Annotated in this window: 29 protein-coding genes and 1 pseudogene; 15 read left to right on the top strand and 15 right to left on the bottom strand. The window is 45.7% G+C overall.

Features of this window, described 5'->3' with window-relative positions; translation table 11 throughout:
- Positions 1 to 34: 34 nt before the first annotated feature.
- Positions 35 to 712 carry a tetratricopeptide repeat protein gene (locus tag M1L52_RS09995; protein WP_248614852.1) on the bottom strand — a complete coding sequence of 226 codons (678 nt, stop codon included), beginning with the start codon at positions 710 to 712 and terminating at the stop codon, positions 35 to 37.
- A gap of 940 nt (positions 713 to 1,652) precedes the next feature.
- Between M1L52_RS09995 and rsmA the strand changes: the two genes are divergently transcribed.
- The 3 genes and pseudogenes from rsmA to M1L52_RS09980 all read left to right on the top strand — a co-directional run bounded on the left by rsmA (position 1,653) and on the right by M1L52_RS09980 (position 3,989).
- Positions 1,653 to 2,453 carry a 16S rRNA (adenine(1518)-N(6)/adenine(1519)-N(6))-dimethyltransferase RsmA gene (gene rsmA, locus M1L52_RS09990; RefSeq protein ID WP_248614851.1) on the top strand — a complete coding sequence of 267 codons (801 nt, stop codon included), beginning with the start codon at positions 1,653 to 1,655 and terminating at the stop codon, positions 2,451 to 2,453.
- Positions 2,428 to 3,183, top strand: a pseudogene (locus M1L52_RS09985) (ABC transporter ATP-binding protein); the annotation flags it as partial. The gene rsmA and the pseudogene M1L52_RS09985, both read left to right, overlap by 26 nt.
- A gap of 47 nt (positions 3,184 to 3,230) precedes the next feature.
- The gene (locus M1L52_RS09980) at positions 3,231 to 3,989 is read left to right on the top strand and encodes a TIGR02757 family protein (protein WP_248614847.1); all 759 of its coding nucleotides are present in this window, start codon (positions 3,231 to 3,233) and stop codon (positions 3,987 to 3,989) included.
- On the opposite strand, the gene M1L52_RS09975 is transcribed toward M1L52_RS09980, so the two are convergent.
- Positions 3,970 to 5,292, bottom strand: a complete 1,323-nt coding sequence (locus M1L52_RS09975; RefSeq protein WP_248614846.1) for a hypothetical protein — start codon at positions 5,290 to 5,292, stop codon at positions 3,970 to 3,972. The two genes, M1L52_RS09980 and M1L52_RS09975, sit on opposite strands and share 20 nt — an antisense overlap.
- Before the next feature lie 148 nt (positions 5,293 to 5,440).
- Here M1L52_RS09975 and M1L52_RS09970 point away from each other — a divergent pair, with 148 nt between their 5' ends.
- The gene (locus M1L52_RS09970) at positions 5,441 to 7,177 is read left to right on the top strand and encodes a mechanosensitive ion channel family protein (protein ID WP_248614845.1); all 1,737 of its coding nucleotides are present in this window, start codon (positions 5,441 to 5,443) and stop codon (positions 7,175 to 7,177) included.
- Between the two features lie 72 nt (positions 7,178 to 7,249).
- Here the strand turns inward: M1L52_RS09970 and M1L52_RS09965 are convergent, their stop codons facing one another.
- The 7 genes from M1L52_RS09965 to M1L52_RS09935 form a co-directional block, all read right to left on the bottom strand.
- On the bottom strand, positions 7,250 to 7,810 hold the full coding sequence (locus tag M1L52_RS09965; protein ID WP_248614844.1) for a DUF4738 domain-containing protein: 561 nt from the start codon (positions 7,808 to 7,810) through the stop codon (positions 7,250 to 7,252).
- A 41-nt stretch (positions 7,811 to 7,851) separates the two neighbouring features.
- Positions 7,852 to 8,667: a polysaccharide biosynthesis/export family protein gene (locus M1L52_RS09960; protein WP_248614843.1), complete on the bottom strand. Its 816-nt coding sequence runs from the start codon at positions 8,665 to 8,667 to the stop codon at positions 7,852 to 7,854.
- A 77-nt stretch (positions 8,668 to 8,744) separates the two neighbouring features.
- Positions 8,745 to 9,890 carry a hypothetical protein gene (locus M1L52_RS09955; protein ID WP_248614841.1) on the bottom strand — a complete coding sequence of 382 codons (1,146 nt, stop codon included), beginning with the start codon at positions 9,888 to 9,890 and terminating at the stop codon, positions 8,745 to 8,747.
- A gap of 2 nt (positions 9,891 to 9,892) precedes the next feature.
- Positions 9,893 to 11,929, bottom strand: a complete 2,037-nt coding sequence (locus M1L52_RS09950) for a tetratricopeptide repeat protein (protein WP_248614838.1) — start codon at positions 11,927 to 11,929, stop codon at positions 9,893 to 9,895.
- A 59-nt stretch (positions 11,930 to 11,988) separates the two neighbouring features.
- A complete protein-coding gene (def, locus tag M1L52_RS09945; protein ID WP_248614836.1) occupies positions 11,989 to 12,549 on the bottom strand; it encodes a peptide deformylase in 561 nt (186 codons plus the stop codon).
- A 10-nt stretch (positions 12,550 to 12,559) separates the two neighbouring features.
- On the bottom strand, positions 12,560 to 12,973 hold the full coding sequence (gene ruvX, locus M1L52_RS09940; protein WP_248614834.1) for a Holliday junction resolvase RuvX: 414 nt from the start codon (positions 12,971 to 12,973) through the stop codon (positions 12,560 to 12,562).
- Between the two features lie 7 nt (positions 12,974 to 12,980).
- On the bottom strand, positions 12,981 to 13,496 hold the full coding sequence (locus M1L52_RS09935; RefSeq protein ID WP_248614831.1) for an SPOR domain-containing protein: 516 nt from the start codon (positions 13,494 to 13,496) through the stop codon (positions 12,981 to 12,983).
- Positions 13,497 to 13,772: 276 nt separating this feature from the next.
- On the opposite strand from M1L52_RS09935, the gene M1L52_RS09930 reads away from it, so the two are divergent.
- The 3 genes from M1L52_RS09930 to M1L52_RS09920 are packed head-to-tail and all read left to right on the top strand — an operon-like array spanning position 13,773 to position 14,630.
- A complete protein-coding gene (locus M1L52_RS09930) occupies positions 13,773 to 13,982 on the top strand; it encodes a YtxH domain-containing protein (protein ID WP_248614830.1) in 210 nt (69 codons plus the stop codon).
- 17 nt (positions 13,983 to 13,999) lie between these two features.
- The gene (locus M1L52_RS09925; RefSeq protein WP_248614827.1) at positions 14,000 to 14,347 is read left to right on the top strand and encodes a phage holin family protein; all 348 of its coding nucleotides are present in this window, start codon (positions 14,000 to 14,002) and stop codon (positions 14,345 to 14,347) included.
- Between the two features lie 7 nt (positions 14,348 to 14,354).
- Positions 14,355 to 14,630, top strand: a complete 276-nt coding sequence (locus M1L52_RS09920; protein WP_248614825.1) for a hypothetical protein — start codon at positions 14,355 to 14,357, stop codon at positions 14,628 to 14,630.
- On the opposite strand, the gene M1L52_RS09915 is transcribed toward M1L52_RS09920, so the two are convergent.
- The 4 genes from M1L52_RS09915 to M1L52_RS09900 form a co-directional block, all read right to left on the bottom strand.
- A complete protein-coding gene (locus tag M1L52_RS09915; RefSeq protein ID WP_248614824.1) occupies positions 14,602 to 15,438 on the bottom strand; it encodes a hypothetical protein in 837 nt (278 codons plus the stop codon). The genes M1L52_RS09920 and M1L52_RS09915 overlap by 29 nt on opposite strands.
- Before the next feature lie 118 nt (positions 15,439 to 15,556).
- Positions 15,557 to 16,321 carry an MBL fold metallo-hydrolase gene (locus M1L52_RS09910; RefSeq protein WP_248614822.1) on the bottom strand — a complete coding sequence of 255 codons (765 nt, stop codon included), beginning with the start codon at positions 16,319 to 16,321 and terminating at the stop codon, positions 15,557 to 15,559.
- 11 nt (positions 16,322 to 16,332) lie between these two features.
- On the bottom strand, positions 16,333 to 17,340 hold the full coding sequence (gene murB / locus M1L52_RS09905) for a UDP-N-acetylmuramate dehydrogenase (protein WP_248614821.1): 1,008 nt from the start codon (positions 17,338 to 17,340) through the stop codon (positions 16,333 to 16,335).
- A 9-nt stretch (positions 17,341 to 17,349) separates the two neighbouring features.
- Positions 17,350 to 18,141: a DUF4348 domain-containing protein gene (locus M1L52_RS09900; RefSeq protein WP_248614820.1), complete on the bottom strand. Its 792-nt coding sequence runs from the start codon at positions 18,139 to 18,141 to the stop codon at positions 17,350 to 17,352.
- A gap of 158 nt (positions 18,142 to 18,299) precedes the next feature.
- Here M1L52_RS09900 and M1L52_RS09895 point away from each other — a divergent pair, with 158 nt between their 5' ends.
- The 4 genes from M1L52_RS09895 (at position 18,300) to M1L52_RS09880 (ending at position 22,452) form a co-directional block, all read left to right on the top strand.
- Entirely contained in the window at positions 18,300 to 19,400 is a 1,101-nt protein-coding gene (locus M1L52_RS09895; protein ID WP_248614819.1) for an AAA family ATPase, read from the top strand.
- A 108-nt stretch (positions 19,401 to 19,508) separates the two neighbouring features.
- Positions 19,509 to 20,066: a hypothetical protein gene (locus M1L52_RS09890; protein WP_248614818.1), complete on the top strand. Its 558-nt coding sequence runs from the start codon at positions 19,509 to 19,511 to the stop codon at positions 20,064 to 20,066.
- Between the two features lie 192 nt (positions 20,067 to 20,258).
- Positions 20,259 to 21,320, top strand: a complete 1,062-nt coding sequence (pheS, locus tag M1L52_RS09885; RefSeq protein WP_248614817.1) for a phenylalanine--tRNA ligase subunit alpha — start codon at positions 20,259 to 20,261, stop codon at positions 21,318 to 21,320.
- Between the two features lie 13 nt (positions 21,321 to 21,333).
- Positions 21,334 to 22,452, top strand: coding sequence for a glycosyltransferase family 4 protein (locus M1L52_RS09880; RefSeq protein ID WP_248614816.1), 1,119 nt, complete (start codon positions 21,334 to 21,336; stop codon positions 22,450 to 22,452).
- A gap of 11 nt (positions 22,453 to 22,463) precedes the next feature.
- On the opposite strand, the gene M1L52_RS09875 is transcribed toward M1L52_RS09880, so the two are convergent.
- Entirely contained in the window at positions 22,464 to 23,963 is a 1,500-nt protein-coding gene (locus M1L52_RS09875; RefSeq protein WP_248614815.1) for a flotillin family protein, read from the bottom strand.
- A 40-nt stretch (positions 23,964 to 24,003) separates the two neighbouring features.
- A complete protein-coding gene (locus tag M1L52_RS09870) occupies positions 24,004 to 24,621 on the bottom strand; it encodes a DUF1963 domain-containing protein (RefSeq protein WP_248614813.1) in 618 nt (205 codons plus the stop codon).
- A 164-nt stretch (positions 24,622 to 24,785) separates the two neighbouring features.
- On the opposite strand from M1L52_RS09870, the gene M1L52_RS09865 reads away from it, so the two are divergent.
- Genes M1L52_RS09865 through M1L52_RS09850 form a run of 4 tightly spaced genes read left to right on the top strand, consistent with a single transcriptional unit; the run spans position 24,786 to position 26,965 of the window.
- A complete protein-coding gene (locus tag M1L52_RS09865) occupies positions 24,786 to 25,538 on the top strand; it encodes a MotA/TolQ/ExbB proton channel family protein (protein ID WP_248614812.1) in 753 nt (250 codons plus the stop codon).
- On the top strand, positions 25,535 to 25,900 hold the full coding sequence (locus M1L52_RS09860) for a hypothetical protein (protein ID WP_248614810.1): 366 nt from the start codon (positions 25,535 to 25,537) through the stop codon (positions 25,898 to 25,900). The genes M1L52_RS09865 and M1L52_RS09860 overlap by 4 nt, the downstream gene beginning before the upstream one ends.
- A 10-nt stretch (positions 25,901 to 25,910) precedes the next feature.
- Positions 25,911 to 26,516, top strand: coding sequence for an ExbD/TolR family protein (locus M1L52_RS09855; protein ID WP_248614808.1), 606 nt, complete (start codon positions 25,911 to 25,913; stop codon positions 26,514 to 26,516).
- Entirely contained in the window at positions 26,513 to 26,965 is a 453-nt protein-coding gene (locus M1L52_RS09850; protein WP_248614806.1) for an ExbD/TolR family protein, read from the top strand. The genes M1L52_RS09855 and M1L52_RS09850 overlap by 4 nt, the downstream gene beginning before the upstream one ends.
- Positions 26,966 to 26,987 lie beyond the last annotated feature (22 nt).

Here is a 26,987-nt window from a genome sequence, read left to right as displayed (position 1 = left end):
TATTCCTCTTCCTCTAACTCCTTGACTGTTTTTATCATTTACACCTGTCAATCCATTCTTTCAGCGCCGATCGTGGCACTCCCCTCTTCATTGCGTCCTGCAGCAACGCCCATGCCTCGTCATATCGTTTCAGTCGCAGCAGTATGTCAACCTTCGACACCAGGAAGTCCACGTTCTTCGGATCTCGCTTCATAGCCTCGTCCCAGTCATACAGCGCCACCTCCCATTGCTGCAGTTCAGCCTCATAGCTGGCGCGTGAGGCATAAGCCATAGTAGAGTCAGGAAACAGCTGCACCAGCCTGTTCAGCTCGTCGAGCGCGTCGTTCCTGCGTCCCATCTTCCTCTTCACCATTGCCAGTCCCAGCTGTGCCTCGAAATGCTTCGGCACCACAGCCAGGAAAGCCTCATAGTCACGCATCGACAGGTCATAATGCCTCAGGTTACTGTTGGCATAAGCCCTGAAATAAAGTGCCGCCAGATTGCGGGAGTCCATTTCCAGCACCTTGCTATACTCATCGATGGCATACTCCCACTGCCCCAGCTCAATGTTCACCGCCGCCTTCTTCAGTCGCAGGTCAACCGACGTAGGCCATTGCCTTATCTGTCGGTTAAGCTCTGCCAGTGAGTCGCGCCACTCGCTGGCGGTCTGCGCCTGCATAGTAGTGCTAACGGCCAGCACCAGCAACACCAGCAACACCAGTCTTTTTATCATATTCGAAACAGTCATTCTTCTTCGTTGCCAACAAGTTTTTCGCGAAGGTACGAAGAAATCCCCTTTCCCACAAATATCTTCCATTTTTTTGAAACTCTTTATAGACTTTTTGACTTCAGGCTTTTCTCTTACCTCTCACTTCTTACCAATCTCCCGAAGCGTTTGGTAAGAACGCTCCGAGTGTTTAAGCCAAACGCTTCTGTAATAATGACAGATAGCCTTAGCCAAATCGGTCAATTGACCCTTGTTATCTCCACTTTTTAATATCAGATTACCCATTATCGCGCACTTTTCCTACCGAATGAGGTTATGATGCTGAAATTTTGTGTCGAAGTTATGTGCGACAAATGAGGGAAAAACATCAGAACTAGGGGTTCGTACATATCTTTTGAGGCCTGTGAGAGCAATTATTTGATACATTCTGTACCTTTTCCGAGGTTAGGCATCTCGGGTGCCTTGTTTGTTGTTATGTTGTATCTCATTGATTATAAGCTTTTTAGATGAAATAATAATGTTGTTAATGTTACTATCTATTCCAATTCCAGTTATTCCAGTTTTATTTTGAGGGTATGCTTTTTCTTTATTATATATATAAATATCTATATATCAATTAGTTATATAATATAACACAGAATACATGCCCCTCTTTTTTTAATTGGAATAATTGGAATTGGAATAATTCGATGAATCACACTTCCTCTATAAGGCTCTCCAGTGCCCATAGCTCCGATGCGCTCGGCATCCAGAAGGGTGATGCTTGCTACCAAAGGGACGCAAGAAGTGCTTTGTCTCGGAAATAAAAAGAAAAGCTCGCTTTCCTTTTGTAATTCGCTCGACTTTATGTAACTTTGACTCCGTCGAAGTTACTTAGCACTCGGAATAGGAAAGAAAAATAAACTTTTCTTTCGCTCTTCTCTCGTTTTTATGTAACTTTGTACCCATGAAACAAGTTAGACCAAAGAAGAACCTCGGTCAGCACTTTCTGACCGACCTGTCAATAGCGAAGAGAATAGCGGACACAGTGGACGCTTGCCCCGACATACCGGTGCTGGAGGTTGGTCCAGGCATGGGCGTGATGACACAATATCTGGTGGAGAAGCCACGACCACTGCGAGTGGTGGAGATAGACCGCGAGTCGGTGGACTATCTGAACGAGAACTTCCCACGACTGCGCGACAATATCATAGGCGACGACTTCCTGCGAATGGATCTGCGCACGCTGTTCGACGGAGGACAGTTCGTTCTAACAGGCAACTACCCATACGACATATCATCGCAGATATTCTTCAAGATGCTTGACAACCGCGACCTCATTCCCTGCTGCACGGGCATGATACAACGCGAGGTGGCGCTGAGAATGGCGAGCAAGCCAGGCAACAAGCAGTATGGCATTCTGTCGGTACTGATACAGGCGTGGTACGACGTGGAGTATCTCTTCACCGTGGAACCCGACGTGTTCAATCCACCGCCAAAGGTGCAGAGCGCGGTGATACGCATGACACGCAACAAGGTGCAGAAGCTGGACTGCAACGAGCAGCTGTTCAAACAGGTGGTGAAGACCACGTTCAACCAGCGAAGGAAGATGCTACGCGTATCGCTGAAACAGATGCTGCCTGCCGACGCAGCCATCTTCACAGAACATGCGGACATGCTCACACTGCGACCTGAACAGCTGACAATAGAGCAGTTCGTGGAGCTGACAAACTATGTGGAACATGACTACTCCATCAATAAAAATTGACGGTCTGTCAATAGGCTACGACACGAAGCGCAACACCCGCATAGTGCAGCGGAACCTGTCGGCGAGCATCATGCAGGGTGAGCTGACATGTCTGTTAGGCAGCAACGGTATAGGCAAATCGACACTTCTGCGCACGCTGTCGGCTTTCCAGCCCAGAATAGAAGGCAGGATAGACATCTTAGGAAAGCCGATAGACAGCTATAACGACAAACAGCTGAGCCAGACAATAGGCGTGGTGCTCACGGAGAAGCCCGACGTGAGAAACATGACCGTAAGAGAGCTCGTGGGGCTGGGACGCTCGCCCTACACAGGCTTCTGGGGCACGCTCTCGGCAGAGGACTACGCTATAGTGGATGACAGCATAGAGAAGGTGGGCATCAGCGAGCTTAGCAGCCGATATATTGACACGCTAAGCGACGGCGAGCGCCAGAAGGTGATGATAGCAAAGGCGCTGGCACAGCAGACACCTATTATATTTTTAGACGAGCCGACGGCATTTCTCGACTTCCCATCGAAGGTGGAGGTGATGCAGCTGTTGCGCAGGCTGGCACGAGAGATGGAGAAGACCATCTTCATGTCAACCCACGATCTGGAGCTGGCATTGCAGGTGGCTGACACCATCTGGCTGATGCACAAGGATGGGCTGAACGTGGGCACCGCCAAAGAGCTTGCCGCAGAGGGTGTGCTAAGCCAGTTTGTTGAGCGCAGCGGAATAGAATTTGACCGCGAAGGGCTCACGGTAAATGTGAGGAAAGAATAAAAAAAGCCACAGAAGAAATGGAACAGAACATCAGAGAAGTGCTTATAAGCCACGCCAACCGTTACGAAACGAAAGACTTTCTTGACGGCGACCCTTCATGGTTCATGCATCAGGTAAACGGTGCTGAGAACCAAGAGGCTATGGCTTTCATTGCTTCATGTCTGAGCTACGGCAGCCGACAGCAGTTCATGAAAAAGATTGAGCTGATAAGACAGTGGTCGGAAGGCAACGTTCACGAGTGGGTTCTAAAAGGCGCCTTCGCCCAACAGTTCAAGGAGGGCGACACGAGATGCTTCTACCGGCTATACAACAACGACACGATGAACAGTTTTCTCACCGCCTACCAGCATCTGCTTAAAGAACACGGCACACTGGGCAGCTATGTTCGCCAGCATGCCTCTGACGGGCTGTCGGTAGTAAAGGCCATATGCGACTATTTCGCACAACAAGGCATAAGCGTGGTTGTGCCCAAGGACACGCAGTCGGCATGCAAACGGGTGTGCATGTTCCTTAGATGGATGGTGAGAAGCGACTCGCCCGTTGACATCGGACTATGGGCAGACTTCATAGACCGCCGCACGATAATAATGCCTATGGACACCCACGTGCTGAACCAGTCGATGCGCATGGGACTGCTCAAAAGCCGTACAACAAGCATGAGTTCTGCCATCAGACTGACAGCAGAACTCGCTAAGATTTTCCCAGATGATCCTTTGAAAGGTGACTTTGCGCTCTTCGGCTACGGGGTGAATGAGGCTACTTCCTCACATACTTAACCTTCTTGGTATTGCTGCTGAAGAACACGATACAGTTCTTTCTATTCATATTTGAGTTATACACCCAGGTGTACATGCCTTTCTTGGCCTTTCCCTTACCGTTAGGCTCACCAAGTGCCAGCTTAACCTCGGCCTCGTTGAAGCCCACACGTATTATAGAACGGCGTATATCGGGGAGGTTCTCTTTTCTCACGCCTTTGATGTTACCCACATTGCCGCTTGCAAAGAGATCATAATAATAGTCTTCACGCATGCCGGCTATGTCGCCAGCAACATTCTCGCGTGCGAAGGTAACGACCTTGGCATATTTCTCGCCATTAGCCTCAAGAACGACCTTAACTTTATTCTCAGTGCCACGTACAATATGCATAGCGCTGATGGTGAAGCTGGTCATGCGAGGCACGGTAACACGCTGACCACCCTTATCCATTGTGGTCTCATAGAGCGTCATAACGTTGTTGCCAACGAACTTCTGATATTTCTGCTCATCATGGGCAACATCGCCCAACAGTTCGAAAGAGCCGTCGAAGGTGTGCTTGAGGTTATCCTCCTCAAGGAACTCATCGTCGCGCATGCCACTATTGGTGAAGCTGATGGCTACCGTCTGGAAGAACTCACGGCCTGTATCGTCGGCAACGATAAGCTTAACAGGATAGTTACGTGTTCCCACGCCGGCTGCCACAACAGTAACCTCAGTGCCCACTGGCACATCGATTTTCTCGTAGCCATAGCTTGTGGTACTCACATCGACATTGTATTTAGGAAACTTTGTTACCAGGCGCTTTCCCACAAGCTGCTCAACAGCCGTATCCACATCGCCGAGGTAAGCCAGTGTGGGCACACCAGTCTTGGTGTAGCAATAGTCCATGAAGCTTGCCGTGGGCAACTCGTAATAGTAGGCCTTGCCATCGTCTTCGCACACGAAGTTCACCCTCTCGTGAAGATCACCTTCGCCAGAATGGCCTTTATAGACCATAATCTTATGGCGCAGCGACATGCTGCTGACAAGTCTGCCCGTGATGCTGTCAACAAATGTGCGAATGACCATGTCCTTCTTGTCGGGAATGACCATGAAGCGCATGCCTTCACGCCAGTCGCACATGCTCTCATAACGGAAATACTTCTCGATGAAAGACTTAGCTTTCTCTTCCTCAGGCACTTCCTCCTTGACGGTATCAACCTTTTCCTGCGAGAAGACTATATTGTTCGTCCATACCAGATACTTGTTGTTTGGGTCACGGGTCTGACCATTAGCCACGAGCGACAGTATAGAAACGGATATGAGTAATAGAATCTTTTTCATAATTATGCGCAATAAAAACATGTTTCGAGTGCAAAGATACAACTTTCCTCCCAAATAATAAAAGTAATCTGATTAAAAATCGCTTCAAAACTTGCTCGTTTAGATTCAATTACGTAAATTTGCAAAGCAATCTATACTAAAAACAGACATGAAACATAGACTAACCTTACTTTTCACCCTTTGTTTTTTACTGCTTCTCCCTTCGGCTGCACAAGAGAGAGCTGACAGCGATTCGATAATCAAAGACCTGCAGAGTCAGTTACATGAACATCAGTTGCGCGAGATAATGATGCGCGAGCAACTGTCGCGCACAGACGCTAACAACAGGCGCGACTCGCTGCAACTTGCGCGACGAAAGGCAAGCATAGACTCTCTGCGCAGCATAACGGCTGGAGCTCCGCTTGTTATCGACGGCGACACGCTGCTGAAGCTCTATGCCAGGAAAGGCGGCATGACGCCCGACCTGCGCATAGAGAGCGCCGAGAAGATTATCAACGAGCGCGGCAAGAGCCTCACATTCTTCTCAGACAGCTGCTATGTGTTTGAAGGTGAGTACTTTAGCGACATCATGATTGGCGAAGATGTAATACTAAGCATCAGCTTAGAGGATGCTCTTTGGGAAAACACCACCCGCCAGGAGTTAGCCAACAAATACTGCAAGATAATTGAAGCGAAAGTAAAGGAGCTGCATGCAGACTATGGATTGCAACAGAAGATTCTCGGAATACTTTTCATAGTACTCATCCTTGCAGGACAGTGGTTCGCATACCGACTGACAAAATGGCTCTACATGCGCTGGCGACTAAGGCTGACACGACTGCTTCTTAAGAAAGCAAAGCCGATAAGCATAAAAGACTACGAATTCCTGAACATGCATCAGATAGGTGTAGCATCGCTCGTCACGTTCCGCATCATCTTCATCTTCATCATAATACTCCAGTTGCTGGTCAGCATTCCCCTACTCTTCTCTGCATTCCCAGAGACAAAGGATTTCGCTTACACCATCTACGGCTATATAGTTGACCCGATAAAAGACATATTCGATGCCATAGTAGGCTTCCTGCCCAACCTCATCAAGATTATAATAATAGTGGTGTGCTTCCACTATCTGGTAAAGGGCATAAAGTATTTCACCAACGAGATTGCTGCCGGCAAGCTGAAGATAAACGGTTTCTATGCTGACTGGGCCCACCCAACTTTTGTCATTGTCAGGGTGCTCTGCTATTCGTTCATGTTTGTGATGATATGGCCTTTGCTGCCCAGTTCCAACTCAGAGGTGTTCCAAGGAGTGTCGGTATTCATAGGTATCATCGTGTCGCTCGGCTCATCTTCAATCATTGGCAACGTGATGGCAGGAATGGTAATGACCTATATGCGCCCGTTCCGCATAGGCGACTTCATAAAATACGGCGATACGGAGGGATTTGTCATAGAGAAGACAGTACTCGTGACTCGCATAAGGACACGCAAGAACGACGTGATAACTATTCCCAACTCGAACCTGCTCACATCGCAGACATCTAACTACACGGTGGCTGCCCACGACTACGGAATCATAGTTCACACAAAGGTTACAATAGGCTACGACATGAACTGGCAGTTCATAAGACAGCTGCTCATTGAAGCTGCAGAAGCTACCCACGGCATAGTACATAATCCAAAGCCATTTGTAGTGATAACAGCGTTGGACGATTTCTACGTGGAATACGAGATAAACGCCTATACCCACAAGGCAGAGACTCTGTCAATAGTCTATTCTGAGTTGCGCCAGAATATCCTTGATAAGTTCCACACTTCAGGTGTAGAGATTATGTCGCCACATATCTACGCTCATCGCAACGACCTGGAACTTCAGATACCAAAGGACCAGCAGCATACGGAATAGAACAAAACAAAAACGGCTACGAAATCGCAGCCGTTTTTTATTTTGACACACCCGAAAGAGTGCTTTACAATTCTAAACTCCTAAGCTATCAGCATCCTCATCGCGGTCGAAGAGCTTGCCCTGACTAATGGAAATGCTACCATTACGGTCAATCTTAACGTCGATAGGCACGAACTCATCTTCATTGCCTGGACGACTTACAACTGCTCCGAACTTCAGATTATCATCCTCTATACCATGAAAGACGATATTCTCCAGACAGCCCTCGCTACGGAAGCTGGCATCAACATAAGAAGAGAACGAGTTCTTGGTGAACAGACGACGGAAGAACATAGTATTGTCACTACGCTGAATAACAACAGACACGCTATTGTCAACATACTCCTGTCCAGTCTCGTCTTTCAACATAGGCAGCGAGTCTGCAGGCGCACGATTAATGGTGATGGTATAGTTCTTGCCAAGCCACTCAACAGGGGTGACGCGCTTGTCAATGGTCATCCTTATCGGCTCCTTAGGACCATCAGGCACATACTTTGCCACAATGATGTCATCGCTCTTCTTCTTTTCCTTGCACGACCAAGTGCCTAGAGCCAACAGACAAATGACAGCTGCTATTGGGAATAATCGTTTCATAATTATCAATTAACTTAATCCGACAATAACAACACCTGTTTTTATCTGCTCAAGATATTGTAGAGCAGCGATGTCAGTGAGATTAATATTGATGTTGCTGAGAACCACAATGATGTCATGCTACCAACACTTGAGTTCTGGGCCTTCACTTTATTAGGTGTCACATAAATGACATCATTCTGCTGCAAATAGTAATATGGCGAATTAATCAGATTGGCATCGTTGAGATTGAGGAAATATATGGCTTTCTTACCATCAGCATCCTCACGTATAAGCTGCACATTGTTACGCATGCCATAGATGGTCAGGTCGCCAGCCTGTGCCAACGCTTCGAGAACGGTAATCTTCTCTCTGCTTACTGTAAATGTACCAGGACGCGCCACTTCACCAATAACAGATATCTGATAACCTGTCATTCTCACAGTTACGATAGGATTCTCAGTCTCTGCCATATAGACCTTTATCTTTTCACGAATCATATTCTCGGCTTCCGACTTTGTCAGTCCGCCAACATGAATCTCGCCTATAATAGGGTAAGTGATATTTCCACTATTGTCAACGAGATATGTCTGCAGCATTGCCTGAGAATAAGACGAACGACTATTTACAGACTGAGGAGTGGGTACCGTCAGGTTGAATGGAACTGCTGCCTCATCGTTTGTAGTACTAACTGTTATCGTCAGCTGATCCTTAGGCATAATCTTCGCATCATAGAGGAACTGAGACTGAGACAGGTCAACAGTATCACTATTCTGGAAATATGCTACATTCTTTGTGCTACCGCAGCTACCCAACAAAAAAGCGGTTGTGACAATCAGAGCAAAAAAGCTGATTTGTTTAATGAAAGACTTCTTCATTTTATCATTATTATTTAAAACAGTTTGCAAAGTTACATATTTTTTTTATACAACAAAAGTATTTTCAAAAGAAACACTTAAATTTCAGTTATCTCGTCAAGTTCTTCCTTCGACACACCAAGAGTTTTAGCTGCCATTGACAGATACATCTTCTCGGCCATTGTCTTACGACCGGCAGCACACATCACGTCATACATGCCACGAAGAGCTTCGAGAGAAACATCATGATCACATGCGAGAAGGTCGTAATCAACTTCAAAGCTATACTGCGTTCCAAGATATTCGAGCAGTTCAATCTGCTCCTTGTCTGGCAGTTCTGTCTTTGCAATGCGTTCCTCAATGAGGTCCTGAACGTCGGAAGAAATATTATCGGAGATATTTGCCATGTTTACCATTGCCTGCGCAATGGCGAGCTGACAAGACTGAGGATTATCCTGTGACTGCTCAGCCTTTACGAACGACGCACGAATGTTACTGAACTCCAATGCATCGATATCGCCATCATTGAAATGAACTCTCTGAGCTTGCAGACGACGCTGCAAACGACGGGCACCTGGTTTGAAGGTGAGCAGGGTAAGAGTGCCAGAGAACACGCCACCGGCTATTGGAAGCAACTTACCAATACTCTTTGCAAAGCCTTCCTTAGTAAGTTTGGCGCCAACGAGCTTAGCCACCTGCAAAGCTATTGGATAGATGGCCGTCTTGGTAATGACAAGGCGTGGCAGACGTCCTACTGCTGACTTTGCCAAACCAACAGCAAACTCATTTATGCCCTGGTCGGCAACCTTCACGCCCATCATTGACCCCATAAAGATTGTCAGCAGGTCACTTGCCACATCGCTCAGTTCGCCATTCTCATCGCAGAAATCAGGGAAGCCATAGAGGTAGGCCAGTTTCTGTGACAAGACGACGACATGAAAATAATACTGTGTTATATCACCTGGGATAGTGGCCGCCATAGCCAGTCCGCCTGGCAGTCCGGCTATTGTTGAGCCTGTCGTTGCCATAGCGGTATGAAAATTGATGCATGAAGCAGCAATACTGTCAATGACCTTTTCCGTTGTAATCGTATAAGGGCGAACATTCTCGAGCATATCAAGGCGCTGATCGTTGCAATAGTCCTTCAATGACTTACGCAGAAATGCCACACGGTCAACCTTTACTCCTGGCATGTTAAGAACAGCTGTCAGGATTTTGTTCCAAACTAATGTCTCACTACTCATAGTTATTTGCGGTATTTTTTTATTATACTATATGCTGAATAAAGTCCCAGTTCTCCAGCCTTACTCAAATCTGACAATCCAGCTTCAAGCTGTTTGCGATAAACTGCACAGAGACCTCGGTTGAAATAAGCCTCAGCCATGTTTGCGTCAATGGTAATGGCACGGGTATAGTCTTCTATTGCCCTTCCGTAGTCCTGACGCTGCGCATAGAGCGTCGCACGGTTATAATAGATATAAGCGTTCTGTGGGTCTAACGCTAAGGCATGGTTCAGGTCTGCCAGCACATTAGCATTCTTCAGCTCAGCATTCGAGCCAAGTGAAGCGCTGTTATCGGAATTGTTACCAGTGGCCGACATAAACTGGTTTATGCGAGCCTGACACACGGCTCTCATCCAAAGAGCAGGTACACAGACAGAATCTTCCTGCAGGTAGGTAGAGAAGTCATCGATAGCCGATTCAAAATTCTGCAGCGAGGCAAATGCCACTGCCCTAAGAAGCAGCAAGTCCATAGTCTCGCTGGTCACACGACTACGTGCTATCTGGGAAGAGAGCGAATCTATGTAAGCAAAATACTCATGTGTCTCTTCTTCCGAGAATGATGGCAACACATTATTAATATATATATGGCGAACAGACTTTCTATGATTGATAGCATCAACATGACGGTCGAAAGGCATGTATGACCTCACATCACTCTTCATGGGAACAAACGAGAGGGCAAACATAGGCTGAAACTCCATCTCTACACGACGGTTCTGTACCCTGCCACGATAGTCGTTCTGATACTCATGCTCCATTTCCTGCTCATCTTCCATGACAAGCTGGTTGTACTTTTCAGGATCTTCGTCGCTTCGCTTACGCATCTGGCGTTTGTTCAGTCGAGGCTGTTTTCCATAGAGATGTTTCTCAAGCCGCGCCTTATAAACCGTAAACTCATCCTGTTCTGCCTGACGAGTCATGCCCAAACGTCTGTAGCAACTTGCGCGGAATTCAAGTCCTGTCCAGAAATTCGGATATTCATCGATAACTTTTGAATAGTCACGAATTGCACCTCGGAGATCACCAGTACGGTCAAGCAGTACAGCACGATTAAACAGAGCCATTATATTATCAGGCTCAAGGCGCAACACAAAGTCAAAGTCAGTGATAGCGCGGTTATCATCGCCCACCTGTGCGCGCAGCAATCCACGGTTATAGTGTCCAAGGAAGTTGTTGGGTTCTAAGTCAAGGGCAGTATCATAATCTGCCATTGCTCCACGCAGGTTGTTACGGTTGTATCGCGCCATAGCACGATTGATATAGTTACCCGCATGTTTGGGCTGAAGATGAATGGCTTTGTCAAGATATTCTTCCGACTCCTTCCATTCTTCCCTTGACAAGCTTATAATACTGCGAGCCGCCCATATCTGTCCATCGTAAGGATCTATCTCAAGGCTTTTGTCAAGTGCCACGATTGCCGATGCTGTATCTTTCTGCTGCATGTAGGCATCAGCCCTCATCATATATGCCGGTGCATAACGGCTCCATCGTGTGAGCATGGAGTCTATCTCGAGTAGAGCCGCATCATAATCCTCGTGGCGTATGTGACACAACACACGGTTATGCCATAGTGACCTGTTCTCAGGATCATACTTCAGCGCAACATTATAGTCATCGATTGCCTCTTTGTATTTCTTCTGCTGTATGCGTGCTATTCCTCGCAACTCATATCCACTAACAACATAGGGGTTGCGCTGAATGGCTTCGCTGCAGTCAGCCTCAGCGCCTGCAAAGTCGTCAAGGCTGTATTTTGCCACTCCACGAAAGAACCACGGCTCATAAAGATAAGGTTTGGCATCTATTGCCTGATTGAAATACTGCATTGACAGCACATAGTCCTCGTAGTAGAGAGCAGAGCGTCCTATCGTTATAAGGCGGTCCACATTGTACTGGGCTTCACATAACAATGGGAAAAGGAAAAGGGAAGCCCATACCAATCCCCTCACCAAGGGAGAGGCGACAAAATAGTTTCTGTTATTAAATTCAAATAAAAAACTCATAACTCAAAACTATGAAAAATTCCCTTCGTAAGAGAGGGACCTGGTATGGGTGTTCTCAATTACCTTCTTACAGGCTTTGTCTTATAGCCACAACGATAGCGTCCATTGACAAGTGCCTTCAGTTTGCTACTGATGAGCTGTCGGCGAAGTGGCGACACACGATCAATAAACATCTTACCATCGAGGTGGTCAAACTCATGTTGCATGACTCGAGCCAGATAGCCTTCTATCCACTCATCGTGAGCATTCATCTCCTCATCAAGCCACTGGACACGAATACGTGTAGGGCGCTTCACCTTCTCATGAATTGCCGGCAAAGAGAGACATCCCTCTTCCATCGACTCCATGTTGGTCTCATCATATTCAATGATATGAGGATTGATGAAAGCACGTTTGAAACCTTTATATTCAGGCATGTCATCGCTAAGAACATCGAGGTCAATGATGACCACGCGCACATCGCGTCCCACCTGCGGTGCTGCCAATCCTATACCTTCCGATGCAGCAAGTGTCTCACGCATATCGTCAAGAAACTTCGCCAAGTCGGGATAGTCGGCAGGAATATCTTCAGCTACTTTTCTCAGGACAGGCTGTCCATATATATAAATAGGTAATATCATCTTTTTCGATTTATTTTCGACTACGCATGTAGTCCTCAAGAATAATTGTTGCACTAATCTCATCAACTAGCGCCTTGTTCTGTCGGGCTTTCTTTTTTAGCCCTCCATCGAGCATGGCCTGATGGGCCAAAGCCGATGTAAATCTCTCGTCGTAGAACTCAATGGGTACTTCAGGCATTGCCTTGCGCCAACGGTTCACAAACTGCTGCACACGAGCAAGATTCTCACTGGGCGAGCCATCGAGCTGGCGTGGTTCGCCAATAACGATACGCTCAACAGTCTCTTTCGCAACGTATGCCTTCAGCCAATCAAAGAGTTCAGAAGTAGAAACAGTCGCCAATCCGCCAGCAATAATCTGTAGCGGATCGGTGACTGCCAGTCCTGTACGCTTACGTCCGTAGTCTATAGAAAGGATTCGGGCCAAGCTGTTATTATTTTACATTATAAAGCAACCATGCGCCAGCATAGGTACCGATGAGCTCGTCACGGCTCTGTGCTGCTGATGCCTTGTCGTCAAATGTTGTTGCAACGACACGATACATGTTCTTCTGCTCGTTCTTTACAATCTGTGCATCATAGCCCTGATTCTTAAGTTTCTGCTGAAGACCTTCGGCATTTGCGATGATAGAGAAAGAACCTACTACAACGCTGAAGTTGCGCAGTCCATTACCACTTACTACAGAAACGCGCTCCTCTGTAACACGAACATTGTCAGCGTTATCCACAACCTTTGTCTGAGTAACAGGACGTGTCTGAACAGGGGTAACCACTGGAGTCTCTGTTGCAACAACTGTAGGAGTTTCCTCGATAGCAGCCTCATGAGCCTGAGCGCTCTCAGCAGCCTTGGCTTTCTCATAAGCCTGCTTATATGCACTCTCCTTTGACTTACAACCTGTGAGAACCAATGCAAGGCAAAGACCTGCACTCAACAACATGTACTTTTTCATAATCATTCTTTTATTCAATGTTTTATGTTTAATAAAAAATAATTCTTTCGCAATTTGCTGGCGAAATTACGAAAAATCGCTCTAAAACAGGCAATTATTGCGCATAAACTTTGTTAATTTGGGAAAATACAACCATTTTAACAAAAAATGACAGCCAAAATGTTTTGAAATATGAGATTATTTATTAAATTTGCTATCGAAAAGGGTAAGACAACAATTACCCGCAATCTTTTAGAAATCTTATAAGTATAACTCAATTTAAAACAACAATTAGCTATGAAAAGTCTAGGTTACATTGGCGCATTCTTGGGCGGTGCTATCGCCGGTGCTGCACTTGGTGTATTGATGGCTCCTGAAAAGGGCAGTGATACAAGAGAAAAAATTACCGATGCCATTGATGATTTCATGCGTAAGCACAACATTAAGCTTAACCGCAGGGACGTCGGTGATTTGGTTGACGATATTGCAGACGCAACAGAAGAATAAATCAAAGGAGAGAAGAAATGTTGTCGAGCGACAAGAACGTTGAGAACATAGCACAACTCATTGAGGTGCTGAGACATTTTCTTGAGCTACAAACCGAATACGGAAAGCTCACGATAATAGACAAGGTGGTACGTCTGCTGACGGCACTCGCCCTTGCCATATTGTTCGTCATCCTCATTGTAGCTGTGTTAATGTTCTTCTGGCTCGGAACAGCATATTGGCTGTCAGGTTTTATCGGTCTGACAGCATCATTCTTTGCTGTATCAGGAGCACATCTGCTCCTACTAACAATGTTTTTCGTGTTCCGCAAGTCTTGGATAGAGCGTCCGCTCGTCAAGTTCCTTGCCAACATACTTATGAGTTAAAACGACCATGCCTACTAATACTGAAACATATAACACGCTCGAAGAAATACAGTTGCGCCGCAATCAGCTGAGCGAAGCCATCGAGCACGACCGCGACCTGATAGCCGACAAGTGGGGTGAGTTGTTTAAGACAAATGAGAACCCAACTAAAGGGGAATTCATAGCCTCACTCATAACCAACAGCATTACAGCCATTGACGCTTTCCTGCTTGTGCGCAAGTTGCTGAACACATATGGTGGCCTATCCAGAATTTTCAGTCGGAGCAAGAAGAAAAAGCGCTGACACGCTGAATAAGCTCATCCATGCCTATATTCATTGGCAGATAGCGAGCAAAATCGTCATCAGAAACACTATCATTGCTGGTAAAGACATAGACAGGAAGCTGTCCGTCCTTTACCAGCATTTTTAACACAGAAGCGTTTTTATTATAGAAGGAATCGTCAGTAATTAGCGCGCTGAACTGATAAGTATCAAGATTCATTAATCGAAGCATAACTTGATGCAGGTTATCAGCTGCAAGGACTCTATAGTCGTCGCCAAGTGCACGAGCCACCTTATCTAACAAAGCAATTCTATCCGATACGAAGAGGATCTTTGGCTTCAGTTCCTTTGCAATGGTAATATCCCTTACATTTATCACCATGTGGCTCTCCTTATCGAGTTCTACATAATGTCCAGCCACTTCCACATCAACGTCAACGGCTTGATCTTCAGTGCCCATAATCTCCATACAAGCCTCCATTCCATCAAAGCCCTTATGGCGTTCAAATGCTTTCCCCACAACAAACCTTACTGGACAGCTATGACACTCTTCAGACTCGCCGCACCTTCCTGCCTTATGAGCATTTTTACAATGCAACACATTACCCAAAAGATCTGGTGCTCCTTCGTCCTTAACATTGCCACGCGCATAATAGTTTGTCTGCTTCACATGGAAGCCATCATCCAAAAGAAAGGTATAGTCATCTTGATGGTCAATGATAGCACGCATCTGCTGTACATCACGAACGTTTTTTCGTCCTTGAAAGTACATAACGACAAATAAGCCAACAGTCACCACGGTAACAAAAATCAACACATAGATTGTCATAAATCTTCAGTTATTGCAAATTAGGTTTTGCAAAGATACCACTTTTCTTGTAAAACGGAAGCGATTATGACATTTTTTTACACATCAAGCAATTCTTATGTGTATTTCAAGCCAAAAGTCAAACCTCTAACACCTGACCGTCGTATGCGAGCTCAACGCCTTCAGGAAGGAGACGGTTTACTTCTTCATGAAGACCGACATCGTGGCACATGTGTGTGAGCAGCGTACGACGTGCCCCTACCCTTCTGGCAAATGACACGGCATCATCTACAAGCTGGTGGGAGTGATGAGGCTTGTCAAAACGTAAAGCGTTGACAACAAGAGTATCAACACCTTCAAGCAAAGGCATCTGACTATCATCAATCGTCTTCATGTCGGTGATATATGCGAAATTACAGCCGAAACGATAGCCAAGGATGGGCAGCTTGCCATGCATCACCTCGAAAGGCATAACGGGAATATCGCCAAAATGAAGTGGCTCACCAGGAGTAATCTCATGTAGGCCGATGGCAGGCACTCCTGGGTAGCGATGCTCAGCAAAACAATATGGTAGCATCTGAAGCATACCCTTACATGCCAATGCATCGCCATATACATTTATCTCGCCAAACTGACAATAGGGACGTATATCGTCCATGCCACCCACATGGTCATAATGAGCATGTGTGATGAGGATGCCGTCTATTCGGCGGAATGGCATGGGAAGTATCTGTTCGCGGAAATCGGGACCTATATCAACGAGCAGACGTGTCTGCTCAGTCTCTACGACAATGGAACAGCGCAGACGCCTATCACGTGGATCATGGCTCGTACAAACCTTACACTGACAGCCTATGACTGGCACTCCACAAGAGGTTCCGGTTCCGAGAAAAGATATTTTCATAAATCAAGTGATTATATGATGTTTACTTCGGGCTGGATATCAATGCCGAAGCGGTCGAAGACATCCTTACGGATAGCATCACAGAGGTCAACAATCTCACGGCCTGTGGCACCGCCACGGTTAACAAGGACTAATGCCTGACGAACATGTACTCCTGCGCGTCCTACTGTACGACCTTTCCAACCACACTGGTCAATCATCCAACCGGCAGGAATCTTCTCATGCTGTTCGTCAACATGATAATGAGGCATCTGAGGATATAGTTCCAACAACGACTCAAACTTTTCGCGACTAACCACAGGATTCATAAAGAAGCTGCCAGCGTTGCCTTCAACTTTTGGGTCAGGAAGTTTTTCGCGACGTATAGAAATTATCACCTCGCGCAGCTGTGCTGCCGTGGGGTGAGCGATGCCACGTCGCTGAAGCTCAGAGAGAATATTTCCGTAATCAAGCTGAGGGTGGAAAGAGCGCTGCAGGCAATAAGTGACATGAGTGATTAAGAAGCTGTTTTTCCATTCCTTCTTGAATCGGCTCTGACGATAGCCGTAATGGCAGTCGGCAGCAGCGACGGTTACGACCTCGCCAGTGCTGATGCGCACCATCTCCACCTCTTTTATGATATCACATGCTTCGGCACCATACGCTCCGATGTTCTGTACAGCAGTAGCGCCCACGTCACCTGGAATAAGTGATAGGTTCTCGGCACCATGCCAACCGTGTTCAACAAACTTTGCCACAATAGCATCCCATTCTTCTCCGCTACCCACGCGAACGAGAACTTCGCTATCGGTCTGACTAACAATCTCACAACCCTTTATAGCAGAACGAACTACAGTTCCTTCATAGTCGCGAGTCAGCAACAGATTACTGCCACCACCAATAATCAAGAACGGCTCAACAAGTTGCATAGCCACCTGTCGTGCTTCCTCTATTGACGAGTATTCTACATAACGGCTACAACTAGCATCAATGGCAAAAGTGTTATGGGCCAAAAGGCTATAGTTCTCTATCTCTTTCATAGCTCACTATTATGTCAACAGTTTAGTCAGTTTCCAGTGTCCTTTCTGTAGGCGGAACGTCATCTCCACCTCCAGTCCGTTGGCAATGCCACGAAGCAGAATGATTTTCTGAGTTGAACCAGGATTCTGATGACCATATACAATATTGTATAATCTGTCTTTAGGAAGATCAGGACGGAACGCATCCCAGAAATCAGGAGTAATAACACCGTCAATAGTCGAGAAGTCATCCTCGGGATCAGGACCAGAGAACTCTATCTGACTTGCAAGGCTCTTGTGCTGGAACAACGAATCGCTGACAAACTGCTGATAGAACTTCATGAACTGAGCATTAGCATTATGTGCCATCGCCTGCCAAATTATTTTATGTAGCATCCAGCGACCACTCTTGCGACTGAACAGAAACTGCTCCACGATACTCTTGTCAAAGTAGAATCGCTCAACCACAACATCAGAGACAGTAGTGTCACGAACAAGTTCCATCTGTGATGGCGAATCGAAGAACAGCGTGTAGCAATCCTGATTCATGAAGAATGGCTCTAGTTTCCATTGACGACGCTGTATCACACGAGTGTTTTTACCATCATCTACAGGCAATGGAAAAACCACACGTTCCCTTTGTTGCATCTGATTAGAAGCGAAATTAAAAAAGAAATCGTCAAACAGTTCATCGGCACCGACAGGCATTGAGGCCTCTTCTGCCACAGATTTTATGCTGTCAGCTGATACGCTGTCAGCAATGGCTGTCTCACTCACGACAGCCGAACCACCTTTCTGCTTGTCACACGAAAAAAGAATCATGCACAACAAGCACGAACAAAATAGGCAATTTTTCATTTCTTGCGCAAACACTATTGTTCACTTTTAAAAATAATGCCGCAAAGGTACACTTTTTCCATGACATAACATAATCGTTGGAGTTTTTTTATTAATTTTGCACCCGACAACAACCAAACGACATGGGTAACATAACAAAAATTGTACTTACCGGCGGTCCTTGCGCTGGCAAAACATCGGCATTAGTGCGCGTTATTGAACATTTCTCAAGCCTTGGATTCAAGGTTTTCACTATTCCTGAAGTGCCCACAATTTTCACTCAGGCAGGCATGGACTATCTGACTAAAAACCGAGGTTTCTTCTATGAAGGTGAGAAAGCCACTCTTGAGATACAGCTGGCACTTGAAGAGAAGTTCACACGCATGGCACAAGAGTGTGCCGAGGATTGTCTCATCATCTGTGACCGCGGTACGATGGATATCTCAGCTTACATGACACCTGAGACATGGGAAGAGATAACACGCGCCGTTGGCACCTCAAGCCCAGAACTGCGTCAGCGCTATGATGCCGTCCTTCATCTTGTATCGGCTGCCGATGGTGCAGAGCAGTTCTACACCACTGCCAACAATGCATCGCGCAATGAGTCTAACGACGAGGAGGGCCTGCGCATTGCCCGTGGTCTTGACAAGAAAGTCATCAAAGCATGGACAGGACACCCACACCTACGTGTCATAAACAATGACGAGGACTTTGACAAGAAGATGACACGCGTTCTGAAGGAGATCTCCGACGTGCTCAGTCTGCCACAACCCATTGTAGATGAACGCAAATACATCGTTGAAGTCATAGGCGAGATACCCGAAGACTGCGCTACGAGTGAAATCACACAATGCTATCTTGTTGGTGAGTCTGGTGCTGAGGTTCGTCTGCGTCGTCGTATCTGGCAGGGCAAGGTTGTAAACATACACACAACACGCAAACGCATATCAGAGACTGAAGAAATTGTCACTGAACGTCAGATAAACAACAGTCTCTATGAGATGATGCTCGCTCTTGCAGACCCTGAGCGCATGCCTATCCACAAACTGCGTAAGAGTTTTATCTGGAAAGGACAGTATTTCGAGCTCGACTTCTATAAAGACCAACTTGACGGACTTGTCATCCTCGAGACGAAGGGCATCACCGAACACAAATCGGTGAAATTTCCACCATTCATCCAAGTAAAGGAGGATATCACCTGCAGCACGAAGTACTACAACTATAATTTGGCAAAGAAGAAATAAATTTGTACGTTTTATTTGGAAGAACAATTATTATCACTTATCTTTGCAAGCGAATTGATAATTCAATAATTTTAAAAAGTAATATTCACCTAATATCAACGCAAAACTATGAAGAAAAATCTATTAGTCACATTAACGACATTGATATTGACAGCAATGGTTAGTATCAGTTTCGTTTCTTGTAGCGATGATGATGAAAGAGATGTAAACAAATCTGTGACAGGAGAAGATCCTGCAGGAGCTGTTGCAAGTAGCATAAGAAATGACGATGGCGATGTTTATGCAACAATCCCATTTGGAAAGGCCACTTACAAGAAAAACGGTGGTGAGTATTCATTACAAATACTCTTAGACATGGACCGAGGCAACAACTTTATTCTGAGAGGCTGGTCATACAATTTCGACAGGAACGACAATGCAAAAATTGCCTCTGTAGGCAGTGTGAAAAGGCTTTCTGATATTAACTCAATACCAACGTCTGGCTGGAGTGACAAGGCAATCGTAGTTCCAGGCAATGGTTATGTCATCAAGTATGAGTACAAAGATCACGAATACTATAACGACTATGTATGCTATGCACGTGTCTATGTGGTTAGTTGGATGAACGCAGCCACCAACAACGGCATTATCGGAGCATACATAAAGTATCAGCCAATGTGGAGATAATAATAAAGGCATAAATTATCAGAACAGAAACGAAAACGGTGGCTTTTTCACCGTTTTCGTTTTTTTTATTCACATTTGAAGGACTATCGAAGATACTCTTACTCGAAAAAGCCCAAAATCTTTTGGCTTTTTAATTGCTTATTAGTACCTTTGCACGCAAATTAAACACTATATATACTTAAAGTAAGTACAATGGCATTACTTGACAAAATAGACGAACTTCTAAAAGAAGTGGAAACACTGAGTGCAAAAAATGCAGAGGATGTGGAACAGCTTCGCCTGAAGTATCTCAGCAAGAAGGGTGAGATAACAGCCCTTATGAATGATTTCCGCAACGTAGCAGCCGACGAGAAGAAAACCGTTGGCATGAAAATCAACGAACTTAAGACACTGGCAACGGAACGCATCAACCAGTTGCGCGAAGACGTACAGACACAGGACACTGGTGAAGAGGCAATAGACCTTACACGTACGCCCTACCCTATTCAGTTGGGCACACGCCATCCGCTAACAATCGTCACCAACGAGATTATCGACATCTTCTCTCGCATGGGCTTTGTTCTGGCTGATGGCCCAGAGGTAGAGGATGACCTGCATATCTTTACAAAGATGAACTTTGCTGCTGATCACCCAGCACGCGACATGCAGGACACCTTCTTTGTTTCACAGCATCCTAACGACGTGACAAAGAACATTTTGCTCCGTTCACACACATCAAGTGTTCAGGCACGTGTGATGGAGCAGATGCATACCGAGGACGGCAAACTTACAGCTCCCATCCGCGTCATCTGCCCTGGACGTGTGTATCGTAACGAGGCCATTACAGCTCGCGCTCACTGTTTCTTCCATCAGGTGGAAGGCCTTTATATTGACAAGAACGTGTCGTTCACCGACCTGAAGCAGGTGCTTCTGAGCTTTGCAAAGGAGATGTTTGGAGCTGACACGAAGATTCGTCTTCGCCCAAGCTACTTCCCATTCACAGAACCATCAGCAGAGATGGATATCTCATGTTTCATCTGTGGCGGTGAAGGCTGTGGTTTCTGCAAGCATACTGGATGGGTTGAGATTTTGGGTTGCGGCATGGTCGATCCCAATGTACTCGAACAGTGTGGCATTGATTCAAGCATCTACAGCGGTTATGCCTTCGGTATGGGTGTGGAGCGTATCACTAACCTAAAGTACAAGGTTAACGACCTGCGCCTGTTCTCAGAGAACGACACACAGTTCCTGCGTGAGTTTGAGGCAGCAGACTAAATGACTCCATACTATGAAAATTGGCATTGAAGCACAGCGTATATTCCGCGCAAACAAACACGGAATGGATTATGTGGTGCTGCAGGAGATTCTACAGCTGCAGCAGATTGATTGCGAGAACGAGTATTTCATCTTCGTTAAGCCTGGTCCCGACCGCTGTGTGAAAGATTCTGCCAATGTACATATCGTGGAACTCAGCACGCCCAGCTATCCCCTTTGGGAACAGTGGGCGCTACCGAGAGCTGCGAAGAAAGCTGGAGTAGAATTACTCCATTGCACGAGTAACACAGCCCCAATATGGTGCGACATACCACTTGTTCTCACTCTTCACGACATTATTTTTCTTGAGCCACGTGATAAAAACAACAAGTCACTATATCAAAACATGGGATGGCTCTACCGTCGCCTTGTAGTTCCACGCATACTGCATAAGTGCCAACGTATAATTACAGTTTCGAACTTCGAGTTAAAGAACATCGTTGACAAGCTACAGATACCGGAAAGCCGCATGGCGATGATCTATAATGGCTATAACGAATGGTTCCGCCCTATTGAAGACACGAAGGACATCTACAAAAAATATATCAAGGAGAAAGGCTTCATATTCTTCTTAGGCAATACAGACCCGAAGAAGAACACTGAGCGCACACTCGTGGCATACGCCAAATATCTGAAACAGTCAAAGGTGAAGCGCCCATTACTCATGGCAGACCTTGACCGCCAGTTCCTAGAGGACATCATCAAGCGCAACGACATAGAGATTATTCGCGAATACCTTCATCTGCCAGGATATATTCCCAACAGCGACCTGCCATACATCTATAATGACGCCTTTGCGTTTTTATACACTTCGCTACGTGAAAGTTTCGGCATTCCCCTTTTGGAAGGCATGGCATGCGGCACTCCTGTTATCACGAGCAACACATCATCGATGCCAGAGATTGGCGGTAAAGATGCCATACTCATTAATCCGGAAAAGTCAGACGAGATAGCAGAGATGCTGTTACGCTTAGAGACTGATGAGGTCTTCTACAACGAAAAACGCGCCGTAGGACTACAGCGCGCTCAATTATTCTCTTGGCGTCACACGGCAGAACAACTGTTATCGCTCTACCATGATTTAGCCAAATAATCATTTCATTCTTACTTCTTATCTTTTCCGATGATGTTATTGACAGCATCAGCAGCTTCGTCGTTGAGGTTGATGTTACGAGTTGTCTTCGCCTCAAGAGTACCAGCACGCATGATGTCAGCCATATCAACACCAGTAGCAGTCTTCAACACATCGAAAGCCTGCTTTATAGCAACAGGCACTCCACCGCTCATTGAAGCAACACCGGCACCTGAATCCTGACCGCCACTGTAAACATGGACATCCTTGATAGAAGATATTGGCTTAGCAACGTTTTCAACGACCTGAGGCAGAACCTCAATCATCATCTGAATCACAGCAGCATTGTTATACTTCTTATAAGCCTCGGCCTTCTTATCCATGGCAAGAGCCTCAGCCTCACCCTTCTTCTGGATGGCGTAAGCCTCAGCCTCACCCTTAGCCTTTATACCTGCTGCTTCCTGCTCTAAGCGATAACGAGTAGCATCAGACTCTGCATTCTGAGCGAGAGCCTTCTGCTCTGCCTCATACTTCTGAGCCTCAGCAACACGCTTGCGCTGCTCGAGATCAGCCTGAGCATCAATCTCCACCTTATACTTATCAGCATCAGCCTTTTTCTCCACTTCTGCCGCCAGCTGGTTCTGCTTGATTTCAATCTGCTCACGAGAAAGCACTTGCTCACGCTTAGTCTTCTCGATCTCAGCCTCAACAGTCTTAATATTGATGGTCTTCTGCTGCTCCTGCTGCTGGATAGCATATGCGGCATCGGCATCAGCCTGAGCAGTATCAGCCTCTTTCTTCAGCGCAGCACGCTTAAGAGCCAGCTCATTGTTCTTGATTGCGATAGCTGTATCAGCATCTACACGTGCATCGTTAGACTCCTTGTCAGCCTTTGAAACCTCAATCTTTACGTCACGCTCAGCAACGGCACGGTTGATTGCGGCATCTTTCTTAATCTTAGCAGTGTTATCAGCACCGAGGTCCTTGATAAGTCCTTCACGGTCGGTAACGTTCTGAATATTACAAGATATAATGTCAATACCCAACTTAGCCATATCGGGAGAAGCCTTTGCCATCACCTGATCAGAGAATCCATCACGATCGGTGTTAAGTGAACGCAGGTCGAGAGTACCAATGATTTCACGCATGTTACCCTGAAGTGAATCCTGCAACTGAGCAGCAATCTCATCGGGAGTCATGTTCAGGAAGTTCTTCGCTGCAAGGCGGGTACCCTCGCTGTCGGGAGTAACACGAATCTTCGCAACGGCATCAACATCGACATTGATGAAGTCGTTGGTAGGAACGCTCTCCTCCGTCTTGATATCTACGGTAATCTGACCGAGATATACACGGTCTAGTCGCTCAAAGAAAGGGATGCGGAATCCGCCCTTACCAATGAGCACACGTGGTTGCTTAGACAGACCTGAAATGATAAACGCGAATGAAGGCGGTGCCTTGACATAGGAAATGAAAAGAATCACTGCGACCAGGACTACGCCTGCTCCAATCAAATAATACAATTGTTCTTCCATAATGGTTTTGAAAAATTAAAAGGTTTAGTAAAGTTGTTTCTTACATAGATGTCATATAGGCACGCAGGTTGGAGAAGTCACCTTTCTTCAGCCGTTCCTCCTCAATAATTATATATAGGAGTCCCATGTCGTGGAACATCAGCGAGAAGTGTTCATTCTCATCGGAATCAAGTTGAAGAAGCAGAGTCCATCCATCAGGAATCTCCATACGGACCTCATCCTCAAAGGGCTCGCCAAGAAGACGCATGCCGTCACTTCTCTGCAGTGTTTCTTGAAAAGTGATAAGATGTGGTGGAATCATATCATCCTCTGTGTAAGGGTTCTGACGCTCAAGTGGCACATCAGTATTCTCCACATATACAGCTCTTACGCTGCCTTCGCCCCACCAACCAGTTCCAAACTCATATGGTACGTCATAACCAAGATAGTAGTCTATCAGCCCAAAGAAATAGAGCATGCCTTTTGATGGCAACTCGCTTTTCGGCAACTTAGCAAGGTTCAGTTGACAGATAAACTGCAATGGCTGTTCCTCATTATCTTCGTTAAGATAATATGGATAAAGGTCAGTGCCTGCGGGCAGCTGTGGCGCATCCCAGAAATAGCTCGTTCCATCTGCTACAGATGACGATGCACACGAAAGAGTCATTTGTAATGCCATCTTTTTCCTCGGTTTCAGTTATTATTCTACAAATTTCAGAAAATAATTGCGTTTTACCAAACAATTCAAGTAATTTAACACAAAAAAAGCGGAGTAGATAGTCGCTTCTTAGTAACTTTGTGCACCAAATAGCAAACACATATTTAATAATATAGGAGATATTTATGAAGACGAAGATATTTGTCTTAACCAGCATTCTGCTTGCGCTGTTTATTCTACCTACATTGGCACAAGTTGATTCACTGATCAACTCTACAATGGAAGAAGTGGCTCAGAGCGATGGTTTCCACTCACAACTGAAGACGAAGTTTGTAGAAGGATCAGTAGGCTTTATGTCACTTGTCGCAATAACGCTTATTCTCGGTCTCGCTTTCTGTATTGAAAGAATCATATATCTCACTCTCTCAGAGATAAACGCGAAGAAACTGCTTGTTGACATAGAGAAGAAAGTGGAGGCGAACGATATTGAGGGAGCAAAGACTCTGTGCCGTGACACTCGAGGCCCTGTTGCATCCATCTGTTATCAGGGTTTGATGCATATAGAAGAAGCCATGGATGTAGTGGAGCGTTCTATCGTCAGTTATGGATCCGTACAGTCAGCTAAGCTGGAAAAAGGCTGCTCATGGATAACGCTATTCATTGCTATAGCTCCATCACTTGGATTTCTTGGAACGGTTATAGGTATGGTGATGTCGTTCGACCAGATTCAAGAAGCAGGCGATATCAGCCCAACGATTGTAGCATCTGGTATGAAAGTAGCCCTCATCACTACTATCTTCGGTATCGTTGTAGCAATCATTCTACAAATATTCTACAACTACATATTGTCAAAGATAGAGCATCTGACATCTCAGATGGAAGAGTCTGCAATATCTCTTCTTGACATAATAATGAAACACAAGCTGCGCCAGTCATGAGTTTCTACGAATATCCGCTATTTGTTGACATACTGCTCATCACCATGTATGTGCTACTGTTTGCGACTGTAGCATTAGCAGTGTGGTCGATGGTTAACTCCATACGTCAGCACGGAACAGAAAAAGATGAGAGCAAGGCAACGCGATATATCTCTATTTGCGTTATGGTGCTCCTGATACTGACGCTTGGCATATCATGGTTTTCTGCCGACAGTACTCCACTGAACATCAACGGCAAAGCATTTGAAGACCGCACATGGCTATGCATTAGTGACATGCTTATCAATAGCTCCATAGCTATGATTCTCATAGCAGCAGCATGCGTCATTGTAAGTATGGCAGCTCCTGGCAGACGAAAATAAAAAGAAGAAGATGTTTGAACGTCCGAAACGTAGAGTACCCATATTAAACACCACTTCAACTGCAGACATATCGTTCATGCTGTTGATATTCTTCTTGGTGACTTCATCAATGGCTACCGATAAAGGCCTTCCGCGACAGCTTCCCCCAATCCAAAATGAAGAAGAAGTTGTAGAGCAGAAGATAAAACAGCGGAACATACTGGAGATTGTCATTGACGGAGAGGACAAACTAACATGTAATAACGAAGCCATCATAACCGATGACTTAGTGGAACGCGTAAAGACGTTCGTTGCAAACAAGACTAATGACTCTTCCCTGCCAGAAAAGAGCAAGAGAGAAGTGAACTACTTCGGTCTTTGCGAAGTGAGTGACCGTCATGTCATCTATATAAGAGTTGACAGAGAGACGAGCTACGATGCTTATTTTCAGATTCAAGATGCAATAGTCAGGGCATACTCTCAGCTTAGAAATGAACTGGCAGAAGAGAAGTTTGGCAAACCACTTGCTAGATGCAACAAGGATCAGAAAGATGCCATAGCAATGGTATATCCTCAACGCATAAGCGAAGACGAGCCTACATCTGTTACAACGACTGGGAAAGGAGGGGAGCAATGAGACTTTTTTTTAGACACAGAGAACACGAGGTGCCAGGCTTGAACACCTCGTCCCTACCCGATCTGATCTTCACCGTTCTGTTTTTCTTTATGATTGTCACCCATATGAGGGACGTAGACTTAAAAGTCAGATATCAGGTTCCCCAAGGTACCGAACTTAAAAAGCAAGGTCATAAAGGTTCTATTATATACATATATGTAGGCAAGAAGATTAGTGCCAAAGAAGATAGTGAGTTCTTCATACAGCTAAACAATGAGATTGCTACCATTGCAGATATAAAGGAGTTTATAGAGCAGGAGCGAGAGAAGATGAATGCCGAAGACCGCCAACGTATGACTGTAAGCATTAAGGCTGACAGGGACGTGCCAATGGGTATCATAGCAGACATCAAGAAAGAGCTTCAGCTTTCATCTTCGCTAAAAATCAACTATTCTGCTACTGAAAAATAACAATTCGTTACTTTTTGGGCTT

Origin of the sequence: Prevotella sp. E13-27, assembly GCF_023217965.1 — a bacterium.
Classification (GTDB): Bacteria; Bacteroidota; Bacteroidia; order Bacteroidales; family Bacteroidaceae; genus Prevotella.
Note: the sequence above shows the minus strand (reverse complement) of the source record. Positions and strands in the feature narration are given on the sequence as shown.

Excerpts from the sequence above, each read along its gene's own strand:
- M1L52_RS09995 (WP_248614852.1), bottom strand. The coding sequence starts at position 712 with ATGATAAAAAGACTGGTGTTGCTGGTGTTGCTGGTGCTGGCCGTTAGC.
- rsmA (WP_248614851.1), top strand. The coding sequence starts at position 1,653 with ATGAAACAAGTTAGACCAAAGAAGAACCTCGGTCAGCACTTTCTGACC.
- M1L52_RS09980 (WP_248614847.1), top strand. The coding sequence starts at position 3,231 with ATGGAACAGAACATCAGAGAAGTGCTTATAAGCCACGCCAACCGTTAC.
- M1L52_RS09975 (WP_248614846.1), bottom strand. The coding sequence starts at position 5,292 with ATGAAAAAGATTCTATTACTCATATCCGTTTCTATACTGTCGCTCGTG.
- M1L52_RS09970 (WP_248614845.1), top strand. The coding sequence starts at position 5,441 with ATGAAACATAGACTAACCTTACTTTTCACCCTTTGTTTTTTACTGCTT.
- M1L52_RS09965 (WP_248614844.1), bottom strand. The coding sequence starts at position 7,810 with ATGAAACGATTATTCCCAATAGCAGCTGTCATTTGTCTGTTGGCTCTA.
- M1L52_RS09960 (WP_248614843.1), bottom strand. The coding sequence starts at position 8,667 with ATGAAGAAGTCTTTCATTAAACAAATCAGCTTTTTTGCTCTGATTGTC.
- M1L52_RS09955 (WP_248614841.1), bottom strand. The coding sequence starts at position 9,890 with ATGAGTAGTGAGACATTAGTTTGGAACAAAATCCTGACAGCTGTTCTT.
- M1L52_RS09950 (WP_248614838.1), bottom strand. The coding sequence starts at position 11,929 with ATGAGTTTTTTATTTGAATTTAATAACAGAAACTATTTTGTCGCCTCT.
- def (WP_248614836.1), bottom strand. The coding sequence starts at position 12,549 with ATGATATTACCTATTTATATATATGGACAGCCTGTCCTGAGAAAAGTA.
- M1L52_RS09935 (WP_248614831.1), bottom strand. The coding sequence starts at position 13,496 with ATGAAAAAGTACATGTTGTTGAGTGCAGGTCTTTGCCTTGCATTGGTT.
- M1L52_RS09930 (WP_248614830.1), top strand. The coding sequence starts at position 13,773 with ATGAAAAGTCTAGGTTACATTGGCGCATTCTTGGGCGGTGCTATCGCC.
- M1L52_RS09925 (WP_248614827.1), top strand. The coding sequence starts at position 14,000 with ATGTTGTCGAGCGACAAGAACGTTGAGAACATAGCACAACTCATTGAG.
- M1L52_RS09920 (WP_248614825.1), top strand. The coding sequence starts at position 14,355 with ATGCCTACTAATACTGAAACATATAACACGCTCGAAGAAATACAGTTG.
- M1L52_RS09915 (WP_248614824.1), bottom strand. The coding sequence starts at position 15,438 with ATGACAATCTATGTGTTGATTTTTGTTACCGTGGTGACTGTTGGCTTA.
- M1L52_RS09910 (WP_248614822.1), bottom strand. The coding sequence starts at position 16,321 with ATGAAAATATCTTTTCTCGGAACCGGAACCTCTTGTGGAGTGCCAGTC.
- murB (WP_248614821.1), bottom strand. The coding sequence starts at position 17,340 with ATGAAAGAGATAGAGAACTATAGCCTTTTGGCCCATAACACTTTTGCC.
- M1L52_RS09900 (WP_248614820.1), bottom strand. The coding sequence starts at position 18,141 with ATGATTCTTTTTTCGTGTGACAAGCAGAAAGGTGGTTCGGCTGTCGTG.
- M1L52_RS09895 (WP_248614819.1), top strand. The coding sequence starts at position 18,300 with ATGGGTAACATAACAAAAATTGTACTTACCGGCGGTCCTTGCGCTGGC.
- M1L52_RS09890 (WP_248614818.1), top strand. The coding sequence starts at position 19,509 with ATGAAGAAAAATCTATTAGTCACATTAACGACATTGATATTGACAGCA.
- pheS (WP_248614817.1), top strand. The coding sequence starts at position 20,259 with ATGGCATTACTTGACAAAATAGACGAACTTCTAAAAGAAGTGGAAACA.
- M1L52_RS09880 (WP_248614816.1), top strand. The coding sequence starts at position 21,334 with ATGAAAATTGGCATTGAAGCACAGCGTATATTCCGCGCAAACAAACAC.
- M1L52_RS09875 (WP_248614815.1), bottom strand. The coding sequence starts at position 23,963 with ATGGAAGAACAATTGTATTATTTGATTGGAGCAGGCGTAGTCCTGGTC.
- M1L52_RS09870 (WP_248614813.1), bottom strand. The coding sequence starts at position 24,621 with ATGGCATTACAAATGACTCTTTCGTGTGCATCGTCATCTGTAGCAGAT.
- M1L52_RS09865 (WP_248614812.1), top strand. The coding sequence starts at position 24,786 with ATGAAGACGAAGATATTTGTCTTAACCAGCATTCTGCTTGCGCTGTTT.
- M1L52_RS09860 (WP_248614810.1), top strand. The coding sequence starts at position 25,535 with ATGAGTTTCTACGAATATCCGCTATTTGTTGACATACTGCTCATCACC.
- M1L52_RS09855 (WP_248614808.1), top strand. The coding sequence starts at position 25,911 with ATGTTTGAACGTCCGAAACGTAGAGTACCCATATTAAACACCACTTCA.
- M1L52_RS09850 (WP_248614806.1), top strand. The coding sequence starts at position 26,513 with ATGAGACTTTTTTTTAGACACAGAGAACACGAGGTGCCAGGCTTGAAC.